At 70.9% G+C, this 13,860-nt stretch carries 9 protein-coding genes; 3 read left to right on the top strand and 6 right to left on the bottom strand.

The features are described 5' to 3' along the window. Positions 1-111: 111 nt before the first annotated feature. Positions 112-3,819, bottom strand: coding sequence for a S8 family peptidase (locus ABT006_RS24950; RefSeq protein WP_350710129.1), 3,708 nt, complete (start codon positions 3,817-3,819; stop codon positions 112-114). Positions 3,820-4,132: 313 nt separating this feature from the next. Between ABT006_RS24950 and ABT006_RS24945 the strand changes: the two genes are divergently transcribed. Together ABT006_RS24945 and ABT006_RS24940 are read left to right on the top strand one after the other, a co-directional pair. Then, entirely contained in the window at positions 4,133-4,519 is a 387-nt protein-coding gene (locus ABT006_RS24945; protein ID WP_350710127.1) for a hypothetical protein, read from the top strand. Between the two features lie 347 nt (positions 4,520-4,866). After that, positions 4,867-6,327: an SDR family NAD(P)-dependent oxidoreductase gene (locus ABT006_RS24940; protein WP_350710125.1), complete on the top strand. Its 1,461-nt coding sequence runs from the start codon at positions 4,867-4,869 to the stop codon at positions 6,325-6,327. Positions 6,328-6,360: 33 nt separating this feature from the next. Here ABT006_RS24940 and ABT006_RS24935 read toward each other — a convergent pair whose 3' ends face one another. Then, positions 6,361-6,507 carry a hypothetical protein gene (locus ABT006_RS24935; protein WP_350710123.1) on the bottom strand — a complete coding sequence of 49 codons (147 nt, stop codon included), beginning with the start codon at positions 6,505-6,507 and terminating at the stop codon, positions 6,361-6,363. A 175-nt stretch (positions 6,508-6,682) separates the two neighbouring features. Here ABT006_RS24935 and ABT006_RS24930 point away from each other — a divergent pair, with 175 nt between their 5' ends. Continuing rightward, positions 6,683-8,032: a GH25 family lysozyme gene (locus tag ABT006_RS24930; protein WP_350710121.1), complete on the top strand. Its 1,350-nt coding sequence runs from the start codon at positions 6,683-6,685 to the stop codon at positions 8,030-8,032. Between the two features lie 353 nt (positions 8,033-8,385). Here the strand turns inward: ABT006_RS24930 and ABT006_RS24925 are convergent, their stop codons facing one another. The 4 genes from ABT006_RS24925 to ABT006_RS24910 form a co-directional block, all read right to left on the bottom strand. Continuing rightward, positions 8,386-10,275: a glycerophosphodiester phosphodiesterase family protein gene (locus ABT006_RS24925; RefSeq protein WP_350710119.1), complete on the bottom strand. Its 1,890-nt coding sequence runs from the start codon at positions 10,273-10,275 to the stop codon at positions 8,386-8,388. Between the two features lie 242 nt (positions 10,276-10,517). After that, on the bottom strand, positions 10,518-12,683 hold the full coding sequence (locus ABT006_RS24920; protein WP_350710117.1) for a 2-oxo acid dehydrogenase subunit E2: 2,166 nt from the start codon (positions 12,681-12,683) through the stop codon (positions 10,518-10,520). Then, positions 12,680-13,585 carry a thiamine pyrophosphate-dependent dehydrogenase E1 component subunit alpha gene (locus ABT006_RS24915; RefSeq protein WP_350710115.1) on the bottom strand — a complete coding sequence of 302 codons (906 nt, stop codon included), beginning with the start codon at positions 13,583-13,585 and terminating at the stop codon, positions 12,680-12,682. The genes ABT006_RS24920 and ABT006_RS24915 overlap by 4 nt, the downstream gene beginning before the upstream one ends. After that, positions 13,582-13,815, bottom strand: a complete 234-nt coding sequence (locus tag ABT006_RS24910) for an acyl carrier protein (RefSeq protein WP_350710113.1) — start codon at positions 13,813-13,815, stop codon at positions 13,582-13,584. The genes ABT006_RS24915 and ABT006_RS24910 overlap by 4 nt, the downstream gene beginning before the upstream one ends. Between the last annotated feature and the right edge of the window lie 45 nt (positions 13,816-13,860).

The raw sequence follows: 13,860 nt of genomic DNA, 5'->3' as shown, positions 1-13,860 counted from the left end.
GCTGTGGGGAGAGTATGCGCCACGGTGACGGTCCTTCTACCTCCCGCGCTGGCGGGGGGAAAGGGGGGACGGGCCCCGGGACGTCGTCGCCCCGGGGCCCGTAGAACGGTCTCACCGCAGGCCGTACGCCCGGATGATTTCCTGCTTGATGCTGAAGCCGGCGTCGGTCGTGCCGGTGGCCCGCAGCGACACGAAGCCGCCTGGTTGCTTCGCCAGCTTGAGTGCGCCGTTCCACCAGTTGTCGGCATCCTTACTGAGCGTCACCTGCTGCCAGGTGGCGCCGTCGTCGTACGACACCTCCAGGGTGACCGAGGTGACGTTGCCCGTGCTGGGGCCGCCCCCCGCCTGGGGAGTCGGCTTGAGGCGGATCTGCTCGGTGCTGCCCGCCTTCACGTCGCCGTGCAGGTCGGTGTCGAGACGGTACTCCATCTGCAGCAGCGCGAACGGCTCGAATCTGTCCGAGTCGTTAGAGCTGGAGATGAAGTCCCACTCGGTGTGCGTACGCGTCGACAGGCGCCACTGTTCGGCCGGGCGGGACGCGTCCAGCACCAGGCGGTACGGCAGAGCCCCAGCCGGCACCGCCTTCCATTGCAGGTCGGACGAGCGCTTGTTCTCGTACAGCAGCTGGTCACCTTGGTAGAGCTTCATGTTGACCGGCACCGATCCCCAGTCCAGGTATCCGCCGTGTTCCAGCACGTCAGCCGACGGGCTCCAGGTCTGCACGTTGATGGTCATGAAGTCGCGGTAGCGGCTGTTCTGCACCGCGAATGCCCGGTTGAACGCCGGCCGGATCGCCGGGGCGAACCAGTCCAGCCGGGTGGTGCTGCCCTTGGCGTACGCGTAGCGGTTGGCCACGTCCGTCCAGGTGCCCTGAATGTGCGACTCGGCCCAGACCTGGTCCGGGGTGACCCACTCGGTCCGGGTACCAGGGTGCCACTCCCGCTCGGGGAAGCCGAGGGACGGGGTGAAGGTCAGGTCGTACCGGTATCCGCCGCCCTGCTTCGCCTCCGTGACATTGTGGTAGCGCGCGTCGATCCGGGCGAGATCCTGCTGGCTCGGGTGGTACGTGAGCGGCCGGTCCGGCACCTGGCCGGAGTAGTTGCGGATCAGGTCGTAGACGTAGCTCGCGTACGGCACCTGGTTGGTGATCAGCTGCAGCGTGCCGTTCTTGGTCAGACCGATCAGTTGCGCCCCGGCGTCGCGGTGCACGGTGGCGACCGGGATCGGCGACGGGCCCACAGACTCGTTGAGCACGCCGACGTCGTCGTTGACGACCAGCAGCAGCTTCGCCCCGGCGGCCACGGCGGCGGCGGCACGATCCGTGGCGCTGACCGCGTCGCTGCGGGTCACCACCACGGCCTTGCCCTTCACGTCGAGCGTGGCGTACTCGGCTGCCGAACCGGTGCCCGCGTAGACCGTGGGCAGGGTTTCCCTGCCGGCGGTGAGCGTGCTGCCCGGCTGGACCGTGACGTCCATTGGCGGCAGACCAGGGACGTCCAGACTCAGCATCGGCTCGCCCTTGCGCCACCGGGTGACCATCGTGAACGACCCCTGGGTGACCTGGTCGGTCGGCGTGACGTACAGGTCGTCGTACTTGATTGGCACCAGAAAGCCGGAACGGAAGCTGTCGCCGTTGGCGTACGTGACGGTGTAGTCGAGCTTGCGCTGGCGGTCCTGGCTGCGCTGCGGCGTGGTGGTGTCCAGCAGGCGCGCCTTGCTCGCGTCCAGCACCACCTCGGCGTCGGACCCGTCGAGCACGGTCTCCGGGTCCATCAGCAGGGCGAGGCCGAGCGAGTCGGCTCGCTCACCCGGGACGTCGAACTGGGTCGAGACGGTGTAGGTGCCCGGCGGCATCCGCAGCACCAACTCACCGGTGACGGTGTACACCCAGGGGTAGACCTCGCCAGCCTTCTTGACTACGACCGTGGACCTGGCGGGCTTGCCGTCCCGGCCGATCAGCTTGACCTTCAGGTCGTAGCGCGCGTCCTCCTTGAGTAGGCCGAGCGAGGTACGCGTGACCGCGGCGCCCGTGGCGGCGTCGGTGCCGACGAGGTAGCCGGTGAATTCGCCGGTTCCGGGCTTGGTCGGGTCGCCGGTGACCGGGACGGCCACGCTGCCGCCTGCGGGCACCGTCACCGAGGAGGCACCCAGCGAGAAGGGACCCGAACCGGCGATGGCGAGGTTCAGGGTCACGCCGGTGCTGCCCACGTTGGTGAACGTCACCGACTTGGTCACCGGGGCGTCGGTGGGCTCGTGCGGCCAGTCGAAGTTGCCGAAGAAGACCGACCCGGTCGCCCGGACGCCCGTGCGTACGGCGGCGGCGACGTCAACCCGGCCGGCGCCCACCTGGTACGGGTTGTACTCCGCGGCCAGGCCCTTCGCGCTGCTCATCAGCGCCTCCTTGAGCTGCGTGCCGGACCAGTCGGGGCGGCGCTGGGCCAGGATCGCTGCGGCGCCCGACACGTGCGGGGTGGCCATCGAGGTGCCGCTGATCGTCCGGTAGGGGCCGGTGCCCGTCGTCATCTGCTGCGAGCGGGCGGCGGTGATGCTGACCCCGGGGGCGGTGATGTCCGGCTTGAGAGCGCCGCTGCGCACCAGCGGACCGGTGCTGGAGAAGGACGCCAGGCGGTCTTGCTTGTCGACCGCGCCGACCGTCAGGGCGCTGGGCGCCGAGCTGGGTGTGCCGATGCTCTGCGGCCCGTTGTTGCCGGCAGCGATGACGAAGAGTGTGCCGTACTGCGCGGACAGCGTGTCGACCGCGACCGCCATCGGGTCGGTGCCGTCGGAGAGCGTCGGGTCGCTCAGGCTCATACTGACGATGTCCGCCCCGGACTCGGCCGCCCATTGCATGCCGGCGAGCACCCAGGAGTCCAGGCCGGAACCGGCGTTGTTGAGCACCTTGCCGACGATGAGATCCGCGCCGGGTGCGACACCCTGGTACGAGCCGCCGGAGGCCGCACCGGTGCCCACGATCGTCGAGGCGACGTGGGTGCCGTGGCCGTTGACGTCGGAGGTGTCCTCGTCCGGCACGAAGCTGACCTTGTCGTCGATCTGGTTGACGAGGTCGGGGTGGCTGGCGTCCACTCCGGTGTCCAGCACCGCGACCTTGACCCCGCGGCCGTCGTACCCGGCGGCCCACGCCTCGGGAGCGCCGATCTGCGGCACGCTCTCCTTGAGGTTGGCGGTGACCCGGCCGTCCAGCCAGAGCTTCGCCATCCCAGCCCCGAGCGCAGGGTTGGACCCGGAGGCTGCCGGTGCGACGGCGGTCCAGAAGGAGCGGGTCTGCTTTTTGTTCACCGCCAGCGCTGCGGCACCGACGCGCCGCATGTCGCGAACCAGCTTCGCGCCCTGCGGCGCGATGAGCTTCGCCGTACGCGTCTTGGCCGGCGCGTAGGTGCTGATCACCGGCATGTTCGCGGTCTTCGCGTCGTCGTAGCCCATCTCGATGAGATCGGTGACGTTGAACAGCCGGCGGTCCAGTTTGTTGCTGGTCAGCAGGGGCAGCGCTTCGTCAGGTAGGACGTACAGGTCATCGCCGCTCTCCTGGAGATGGACGCCGCCGGTGGCACTGTCGGGCCGGTCGACATCGACCGTTTCCTTCCCGTCAGCGGAGGTGGTCACCGTGACGACGTCGCCGGTGATCAGGGTAACGGTGTGCGTGGACCTCGTCGCGGCTGCGGGGGCCGTGCCGGGGCTTGCCGCGGTCACGGGCGCCGGGATCGCGGCGATCCCGCCAGCGATCAGTCCGGCCGCCGCAGCAGCGGCGACCAACCGGCGTCGCGCCCGGCCAGGCTCAGAGAACTGCAAGGGGAATGACATGCGAAACGTTCTACCGCCGCCAATAGAGCCAGGTGAATAGCTGGCGCTGGCGGAGTCGCGCCAGGGCACTATTCCGCCACGAGCAGACGCCGGTGCGGGGGTTGCTGGCGACTTCTGGTCCCATCGGGCGTCAGGTCGGGCGCTGACCGCCGAACTCGGCTTCGAAGCGGCCGCCAGCGCGGGCCGGCAACCGGAGCCCCATCCGGTACCGGACCGCCTTCACCTGACAGGCCTATCGGTCGGGCTCTGCGGTGAGACGGGCGGCCGGCGTCGGAGTGTTGGGCTGGCTCGTCTCGCATGGGACACTCGCGCGGTGAGCTCAGGTGTTCCGCGTACGGTCAAGGCGGTCGGCACGTCGGAGTTGATCCGGCTCGACGCGGAGGCGATCGATTGCGGGCTGAACCGCAATCACGGTGCCGGATGGCTGGTGGAGTTCGCCGATCCCGAAGCGGTGCACTATCTGCGGCCGGTGCTGGTGCACCGGGCCGGGCACCGGCCTCGGTTTTCGCCGCACTGGCGGTGCATGCTGTTGTTGGCGCTGCGAGACGGCCAGCAGGTCTTTTCCCTGCTGGATGTCCTGCCCGCCTCTTTCGAGGCCCTGCCCGAGACGCTGGACGCGGCGACGAAGACCGAGATCACCCACCGGCTTGAGCATGGGGGCTTGTTGACGCAGGCGCAGTGGGCCGACCTCAATTCCTGACCCGGGTACCGGTTCGCGGTGACGTGCCGAATCGGCCGATACTCAAGGGGCGATCCATGCGGCAGCGGGCGACTCGGCACTGGAGGGCGACGACGTCGAGCCCGTCGACCTTGGCTGTCATCCGGGAATCGACTCCGGTGGTGGCGGCGCGGCTGGCCTGCCCATGGTCGCCCCGACCTCGGCATGGCTGGATTCGGTAGGCCTGGGGCGAGGTTGGCCTCGACGGTCTTTGGGCTGATGAGCAGACGCGGGATGCGTCGGAGGCCGGGCGGTGCGTACAGTTTCGGGTCGGACTTGGGGTGGGCCGGGTAGATCCGGCGCGGGGAACGGGATGAGACAGCGACGGCATGACGGCGGACAAAATTACGGAAACCGGTCAATACGGCATTGACCGCGACCGGCTGGAGACCTGCCTCAGCGTCTTCGAGGCGCTGGAGGACCTGCCTGCCGACCACCCCGACGTGGTGCGGGTGCAACGGGCTACCGCGAGGCTCTACAAGGTGATCAAGCAGCGGCGACGCCAGGAACGGCGGGATGCCATCGTGGCGGCCGACCGCGCGGTGACGGCGGCCACCGCCACCGGTGCCCCGGGCCGGATCGACGACGAGACCCAGGGCATCCCGCTCACCTCCGCCACCGTAGGTGCCACGGCCGGCATCCTGCACAATCCGCGCGGCTGCTACGTCTGCAAGCAGCGCTACCGCGAGGTGGACGCCTTCTACCACCAGCTCTGCCCGCCCTGTGCTGCACTCAACCGGGAGCGCCGCAACGCCCGCACCGACCTGACCGGCCGGCGCGCGCTGCTCACCGGCGGCCGGGCGAAGATCGGCATGTACATCGCGTTGCGGCTGCTGCGCGACGGCGCGCACACCACGGTGACCACGCGGTTTCCCCACGACGCGGTCCGCCGATTCGCCGCGATGCCCGACAGCGGGGACTGGCTGCACCGCCTGCGGATCGTCGGGATCGACCTGCGCGACCCCGCCCAGGTGATCGCCCTCGCTGACTCGGTCAGCAGCCAGGGACCACTCGACATCCTGATCAACAACGCGGCGCAGACCGTCCGCCGCACGCCCGGGGCGTACGCGCAACTCGTCGCCGCGGAGGCGGCGGCCCTGCCGGACGGCCCGCTGCCGGAGATGATCACGTTCGCCAAACCGGCCGGCCGGGGCGACCCGGCGAGCAGCCTGACCGCCCCACCGCAGTCGGCCGCGATCCCCCCACAGGCGCTGACCGCACTGGCGCTGGCCAGCGGCTCCGCCTCGCCGGAACGGATCGCGGCCGCCACCGCCATCGACGCCGGCGGTCTGGTGCCGGACCTCGACCCGGTCAACAGCTGGGTGCAGCGGGTGCACGAGGTGGACCCGATCGAGCTGCTCGAAGTGCAGCTGTGCAACGTGACCGCGCCGTTCGTTCTGGTCAGCCGGCTGCGACCGGCGATGGCCGCAGCGACCGCCCGCCGCAAGTACGTGGTGAACGTGTCGGCGATGGAGGGCCAGTTCAGCCGCGGCTACAAGGGGCCGGGGCACCCGCACACCAACATGGCCAAGGCCGCGCTGAACATGCTGACCCGGACCAGCGCCCAGGAGATGCTGGCCGACGGTATCCTCATGACCAGCGTCGACACCGGCTGGATCACCGACGAGCGGCCCCACCCGACGAAGATGCGGCTGGCGGACGCCGGCTTCCACGCCCCGCTGGACTTGGTCGACGGCGCGGCCCGGGTCTACGACCCGATCGTCCGCGGCGAACAGGGCGAAGACCTGTACGGCTGCTTCCTGAAGGACTACGCGCCCTGCGCCTGGTGATCAGCGCGCCCACCCCGCCGTCAGCCCCCAGGCTCAGGCCGACCCGGTCAGCACCGTCGCCCCCGTCCACCACAGGTCCAAGCTGTGGTGGCTGGCGCGGTGGAGTCGCATGGCCAACACGAGGCGCTTGACCGCCTCCATGTCCCGGTAGGCGCCGATGCCGGCCATGGCGGCCGACACCAGCAGAGCCTCGCCGTCGCAGCCGGCGGCTCACGTCGGATCGTCCGATCGAGGTCGGCGCGAAAGGGTTCGATTCGACACCGTGGCGTCTCCGGTCGGGCTTAGCCTGGAAGCAGAGCCGGTCGACGCGATGTCCGACCGGCGTTTTCTTGACGTACGCCCGAAGGAGCGGGGAATGAAGGTTTACCCGGATGTGACCATCGGTCCGGTCGGACGGAAGATTCTGGCGGTCGCGGAAAAGTACCCAAAAGCCAATGAGTTGTACGTGACAAGCGGTTTTCGCGATGAGCCCGGTTCTCACCACAGCGGGCTGTCCTGGGACGGGTCGCCGACGGCGGCGCTCGACTTCGGCGCGTACGACGATCCGGAGCCGAACTCGAAGGACCAAGCCGACATGCGAGACTTCGCGAAGTGGCTCTTCGACAAGTTCCAGGGCGACCTCGCCGAACTGATCCACACCACGCCATTCACGGACGACAACGGCTTTTACATTCAGAACGGCGTGTGGCACAACTTCGACCAGGCCACCATGGCCGCGCACCTGAACCACGTACACGTGGCGATGTCGGAGGCGAGCGCTGATCGCATCCTGGCCAAGCTCGGGGTTTCCGGCCCGCCGGCCCCCGTGGTCGCCGCCGGCGCCGCGGGCCCGCCGGCCCAGCCGGTCGCCCCCGCGGCCGCCGTCGGCACCGAGGTGTGGGGCTGGGACGCCAGCAACCACGACTGGGGCCGCGGCCCGATGGACCTGCAGGCGGCCCGGGCGGCCGGAATCAGCTTCTTCACGCACAAGGCGTCAGAGGGAGTGGACTTCAAGGACAGCCACTTCAAGGAGGCCATGGATCGCGCCCGGACAGCCCGGATCCCGGTCCTTGGCGCCTATCACGTCCTGTACCCCGGCGACCCCGAGCGCGAGGCGAAAGTCTTCTTCGACTATGTGAAGGCGAATGCGCCGTGGCACGATCAGGTGCCTTTCATGTGGCAGTGCGACGCGGAGAAGTTCGAAAACATGGACCGGGCGCCCAACAGGACCGAGATAATCGCCTTCCTGGATGAGTTGAAACGTCTTGCCGGCGGCAAGGGGTATTTCATCGCGTATGCGCCGCGCTGGCTGTACGACGATTCCCTCAAGCCGTTCCCATACGACCTGTGGGCGAGCGACTACACCGGCAGCGGCGCCCCACGCCCGTTCAAGGAGCAGTACCAAGGCGTGCCGGAGAAGTCCTGGCAGGCATACAGCGGCAGGAAGCCCACCATCCTCCAGTTCGCCAGCGACGCGGTGACGGGCATCCAGCCGACGACGGACGCGAACAGGTTCGCCGGTACGCTCGCCGACCTGATCAACCTGACCGGGAGCCGGGAGGCGTCGCAGCCGGCACAGCCGATGCCGGTCGTGGCGCCGGCGATGGGCGTCGTACCCGGTGAAGACGGGTTGGCCGGCGCGCTGCGCGGGCTCAGTGAGCTACGGAGCTCCGGTGCACTCACCGCCGAAGAGTTCGCCATGGCGAAGCAGAAGATCCTCCATTAGTAGCGCCCGGCCCCGCTCGTCGCGCTCGTGCGCCAGCTCCGCCAAGTAGGCGTCGAACTCCGCCTCCAACGCCGCGGCCAGCGTCCGCGAGCCCCTCACGAACAAAATCATCCAGCAGCGAGACGCCCTCAGGTCGCTGCCCGTCCTCGGCGGCTACAGCCAGCTCGTCCACGTGGGCGGCGACGGTGCCGCCTGGGTGAGGTCGCCGTGGGCGGCGAGGAGTTCGCCGGCCAGTTCGCGGTGCCGCTCGCCGAGGGCGGGATCCTTCACGACCGCAGCGGGTTCGGCGTGGGCGAGCGCCCGCTCGCGGCGGCGAGCGGGGAACATTCCCGCCCGCCGCCGTCGTCGTACGGTCAGTCTGCGGCGAGGGCCCGCGCGTCGGCCGCGACGACACGCGCCAGCTCCACCGGGAGCCGCTGGCCGGCCTGCTGGTCGGCGTAGCGGGCCAGCTCGGCGTAGCGGCCCTGGACGAGCAGCGTGCTCAGCGCGGTGCGGGCGCCGTGCTCGACGTCGGAGGTCAGGATCACGTACGCGAGCCCGGCCGGGGTGGCCGCGACGGTGAAGGTGCTGGTCGCCGTCGCCCGGCCGGCCGGTCCGACGGCCTCGGCGCGCAGCGTGTGCCGGCCGGCGGGCAGGGTGGTCAGGTCCAGCGCCACGCCGGGCTCGACCCGCTCGCCGTCGAGGGTGACCGTGACCGTCTCGGCGTGCGTGGTGGTGACGGTGACGGTCGGCGCCTGCGCCCGGTCCAGGGTGGCGCCGTCGGCCGGCGCGCCGATCGCGACGGTCGGCGTGGCGGGCGGACGCTGCGAGTACGCGGCGTTCCAGCCGGCCAGCTCGGCCGGGCGGTTGGTGATGATCCCGTCGACGTCGGCCTGCTCCAGAGCCTGCCACTGGTTCGCCGAGTCGATGGTCCATACCAGGACGGCCACGCCCGCGTCGTGCAGCTCGCGTACCACGCCCGGTCGGGTCAGCAGCGCCGTCCCGCTCGGGTTGTACGCGGTCAGGCCCAGCTCACGGGCGACCGCCACCGGGTCGGCGTCGAGGCTGCTGCGCAGCAGTCCGAGGGGCAGCTCCGGGGCCAGCTCGCGGGTGTGGCGCAGCGCGTCGGTCTCGAAGCTCTGGACGAACACCCGGCCGGTCATCCGCTCCGCGCGGATCACCTCGACGATCCGGGCGACCTCGTCGCGGGTGTGCGCCCCCTTGATTTCCAGCAGCAGGTTGCCGCCCCGGACGCGCAGGTCGGCGAGCTGCTCGGCGAGCGTGGGCAGCCTCTCCCCCGCGTACGACGGCGCGAACCAGGAGCCGGCGTCGAGCGCCTTGAGCTGGGCGGCGGTGAGGTCGCGGATCCGGCCGGCGCCGTCGGTGGTCCGGTCCACCGTGGTGTCGTGCAGCACGAACGGCACGCCGTCGCGGGACGGCTGCACGTCGTTCTCGATCCAGTCGGCGTTGGCCCGCCGCGCGGTTTCCTGGGCGGCCAGGGTGTTCTCCGGGGCGGCCGACGAGGCGCCGCGGTGGGCGATCACGGTGAGCGGGCTGCCGTCCGGGCGGAGGTAGCCGTTGGGGGCCAGCTCGGTGATTCGCACGTCGTCGAAGGAGACGGTGGCGCCGTTGACCAGGAGTGCCTGCCCGCCGTCGGCGGAGCGTTGCAGGCTGCTGGTCTTCAGCGCCTCCCGCCCGTCGACGAACCAGCGCGCCTGGCTGCCGTGCACCTCCACGGCGACCCGCACGTCCCGGCCGGTGCCGGCGGCGTACGGGCCGGCGCCGGTGTTGGTGACATTCCAGGTGTCGGCGGTGGTGCGCTGGGCGAACTCGAGCCCGTTGCTCGCGGTGGTGCCGCTGCGCATCGTGGCGATCCACCACGGGTTCGCGCCGTCGGCGGGCACGTCGAGGCCCAGCGCCGTCCAGCGGGTGGCGGACGCGACGGACTCGAACCGGACGGTCGCCTCGAACCGGAAGTCGTTCAGGTGCCGCCCGAAGGTGATCTTGTTGTTCTGGCTGGAACTGGCGGACGTGCCGTACAGCCGGCCGTTTTCCACCTTCCAGGTGCCGTCTACGGCCCGCCAGCCGGTGGGCAGCCGGCCGGCGGAGAAGTCCTCCGCGACGACCACCGCGCCGGGTTCGGCGGCGGCCGGCGGCGACGGTGGCAGCACGGCGAGCACGCCGGTCGACAGCGTCAGAACGGCGAGCGCGGCGACCGTGCGGCTCGGGTTCCCGGGTGGGAGGTGGGCAGGGCGAGGTGTCATGACCCGGACCGTAGGAACGCCACCGGAACGTCCGACCAACCCGGCGTGGCGGCAGCGCCAACGTCACCTCTCCAACGTGCGACGTATGACGGGCTCCTCCTTGACCTGGTCGACCTCTGATTCGAACGGCGGGGACTTGCACGTCGCGTCGGGCGAGATCGCCGGCGCATGGCGCGCACCTGCGGGAGCCCGTCGCCGGACAGCCGCGTATCCGGTGATGATGCTCGTGTGGGGCTCCACGGTCACCGTTGCAGGGCGACGCTCAGCGCGGCCAGGTACGCCCCGGCCTGCGCCCCGTTGACCAGCCGGTGGTCGTAGGCCAGCCCGAGGTCCGCCATCATCCGCTCGCGCACCTCACCTCCGACGTCCAGCACGACCTCGCGGTGCACGTCGGGCACCGACAGGGCACAGGTGACACCGGGCGGGATGATCGGCTGGGCGTAGATCACGCCGGGGGTGTTGTTGAGCGCGACGAGGAAGTTCATCCCGGCCATGTCGTCCTCGCGTAGCCGGTTGCGCAGCGCCTTCATCCGCAGCTCGACCACGGCGTCGGCGAGGTCGCCCAGGTCCAGCTTCGCCGCGTCGCGGATCACCGGCAGGAACAGCCCGGTGCCGACGTCCACGGTGAGCCCGACCGCCGGCTGTGCCGCGTCGATGACCCGGCCGTTCCCCGTGAGCTGGGCGTAGAGGGCAGGGAACTGCTCGTGCAACCTGGCCACGGCAGCGATGACGATCTCGGTCAGGCTGACATCGGCGCCGGTCTCGTCGGCGGCCCGGCGCGCGTACGCGAGGGCGGCGGTCACGTCGACCCGCACGGCGGTGAAGGCGACCGGGATCTCCCGGTGTGAGGTCGCCACCACGTCGGCGATGCGGCGTTGCGGCGGTGGCAGCGGCCGCCCCGGCAGCGCCGGTTGCGTCACCACGGACGGCTCGGCGACCGGGGGCGTCGCAGCAGGGACGGCACCGCCGGACAGGAGGTAGCCGATGGTCGAGCCCGGGACGCAGTCGGCCCCGGCGGCGAGGTCCTGGCGCAGCACGCCCGGGTGCGTCGCTGCCAGCTCCTCGACCGCCTTGGAGGTTTCGACCGCGGCGATCGACTGTCCGGTCTCGACGGTGGCGCCGGCCGGGACCAGCCACTCCAGCAGCACATAGCTGTCGTCGTTGTTGTTGAGCTTGGGTACGCTCACCGCGACGCCCTGCTCCGCCGCCCGCGCCTGGCGCAGCCTGGTCAGCGGCGAACCGCTGCGGGGAGCCGGAGCTGCACCAGCGCGTGGCGGCTCCGCGGCCGCCTCGTCAGCGAGCACGACAGCCGGCGCCACCTGCGCCACCACCGTGCCGGGCGTTTCCCAGGGCGGCGCAGCCCGATCGCGACTCGCCGCTCCCGACGCGGCAGACTCGCCAGTGGAGTGGTGCATGATCCGTTCCAGGATCGTGTCCGCGCTGAGCAGGACCGCCCGTTCCAGGTGCGGTGCCGACGGGATGATGCTGGCGGCCGAGCTGACAAGCTCGATCGGCCGACGCAGCAGCGGCCACGCGGCGGCGTAGAGCCGGGTGGCGACCTCGCTCCCCCAGGTGCCGCCAGCCGTGCTCTCCTCGGCGATGATCACGCCGTCCGCGCCGTCGAGCCGGCCGAGCACGCCGTCGACATCGAAGGGGTAGAGCCGGGCTGGGACCAGCACCTCGACGTTGCGCCCCTGCTCCCACGCCTTCCGGGCGGCGGCGATCGCCCGGTTGGCGACCCCGCCGGGCGCGATGACCAGCGTCGGCGCGGCGGCGGCAGCCGGGTCGTAGACGCGGGCCCAGTTGCGGTCCGCGCCCAGCAGCTCGAAGGCGAGGCGGTCGTCGACGCGGTTGTCCACGTACCTCGGCTGGGTGTAAAGGATCTTGTCCTCGAACAGCATGGACGGTTCGCCGCGGCGCAGCGCGGCGGCGAGCACGTCGGCCGCGTCGTGCAGCGGCGACAGCTCGAAGAGCGCGAGGTGTGGGATGCCGATGAAGTGCTTCTGCACGCTCTGGCTGTGCGTCGGGCCGTAGCCCCGCCCACCGCCGACGGGGCAGCGGATCACGACCCGCATCGGGGTGTGCTCGCCGTACATGGCGACGGATTTCGTGAGGAAGTTGATGATCTGGTCGAAGGCGAGGCCGACGAAGTCGCCGAACATGATCTCGACGATGACCGTGTCACCGCAGAGCGCCAGGCCACCCGCCACACCGGTGATGCCGTTCTCGCTCAGCGGTGTCGACAGCACCCGGTCCGGGTAGGCCGTCGACAGGCCCTGGGTGACCTTGAAGGCGCCGCCGTATGGGTCGACGACATCCTCGCCCAGCAGCCAGGCCCGCTCGTCGGCGGCGAACAGCTCGTGCAGGGCACGGTTGAGGTTCTGGCTCATTCGTTCGGCGCGCGTCACCCCACGCCTCCGCCCACCAGGGGCCGGGCCAGCGCCGCGGCCGAGATCTCCGCGACCCGCTGCCGGGCCTGCGCGTCGGCGGCCGAAAACTGCGGCGGGTACGCGGCCGCGTACCGCTTCAGCCAGTCGAGGTGGCGCAGCCGGCGAATCTCGTCGGCCGGGCGGGAGTCGTCGCCCTTGCTGTGCGGGCCGAGCCGGACCGTGTGCTGCACCAGCACGTGCGGCTGCCGGGTGGCGCGGACCCGCTCGATGTGCGGCGCGGCGGCGGCACGTACCTCGTTGAGGTCCAGCGAATCCGACTCGCTGAAGGTGATCCCGAACCCGGCGACCCGGCCGCCGATGGTCCCGGCCAGCTGCTCGGTGGTCGGGGTGGACTGGGCGATCCGGTTGTGCTCGACCACGACCAGCAGCGGCACCCGCCACAGCTGCGCCATGTTGAGCGCCTCGTAGACCGCGCCTTCGCCCCAGGTGCCGTCACCGATGTAGGTCACCACGATCGCGTCCTGCCCGGTGCGGTTGAGGTGCAGCCCCACGCCGACGGCGGCGGGCAGGCCCTCCCCCTGCACGCCGGTGGACAGGAACCGTTCCCGGCGTAGGTGCTGGCTGCCACCGCGTCCATGGCACACCCCGCCCTCCCGGCCGAGCAGTTCCGCCAGCAGGCCGTCCGGGTCAGCGCAGTGGGCCAGGTAGTGCCCGTGCCCCCGGTGGTTGCTGAACACGAAGTCCCGGGTCAGCAGCGGGGCCAGCGCGACCGGGATGTATTCCTGGCCGAGGCAGGTGTGCGTGGTGCCGCTGAGGTGGCCGTCCGCGTACAGGCGGAGCAGTTCCTCCTCGAAGTGACGGATGAACAGCCCGGTGCCGAGGTCGGCGTCGCTGAGCGGAGACGGCGCGGCGGACGTCATTCGTCGACGCCCCGCTGCGCGAGCAGTTCGCGCAGGTCCGCCACCGACCGAACGGCCCGGATCTCCCGTGGCGTGATGGCGATCCCGTACGCGTCCTCGACCGCTGCGACGATTTGGAGGTGGCGCAGGCTCACCCAGGCCGCTGTGGTCGCGGGACCGGTCTGCGCGTCGACCTGCTCGACCGGCAACGCCAGCACGTCGGCGACGACCCGCACCAGGCGACTGGACATCCCGTGTCCCTCCAGAGTGGATACCAGGCGGCAGCGGTGGCGCGC

The sequence above is a fragment of the Micromonospora sp. NPDC002717 genome (assembly GCF_040295705.1).
Classification (GTDB): domain Bacteria; phylum Actinomycetota; class Actinomycetes; order Mycobacteriales; family Micromonosporaceae; genus Micromonospora.
Note: the sequence above shows the minus strand (reverse complement) of the source record. Positions and strands in the feature narration are given on the sequence as shown.

Coding starts and splice junctions, on each gene's coding strand:
- ABT006_RS24950 (WP_350710129.1), bottom strand. CDS start 3,819: ATGTCATTCCCCTTGCAGTTCTCTGAGCCTGGCCGGGCGCGACGCCGG.
- ABT006_RS24940 (WP_350710125.1), top strand. CDS start 4,867: ATGACGGCGGACAAAATTACGGAAACCGGTCAATACGGCATTGACCGC.
- ABT006_RS24930 (WP_350710121.1), top strand. CDS start 6,683: ATGAAGGTTTACCCGGATGTGACCATCGGTCCGGTCGGACGGAAGATT.
- ABT006_RS24925 (WP_350710119.1), bottom strand. CDS start 10,275: ATGACACCTCGCCCTGCCCACCTCCCACCCGGGAACCCGAGCCGCACG.
- ABT006_RS24915 (WP_350710115.1), bottom strand. CDS start 13,585: ATGACGTCCGCCGCGCCGTCTCCGCTCAGCGACGCCGACCTCGGCACC.
- ABT006_RS24910 (WP_350710113.1), bottom strand. CDS start 13,815: ATGTCCAGTCGCCTGGTGCGGGTCGTCGCCGACGTGCTGGCGTTGCCG.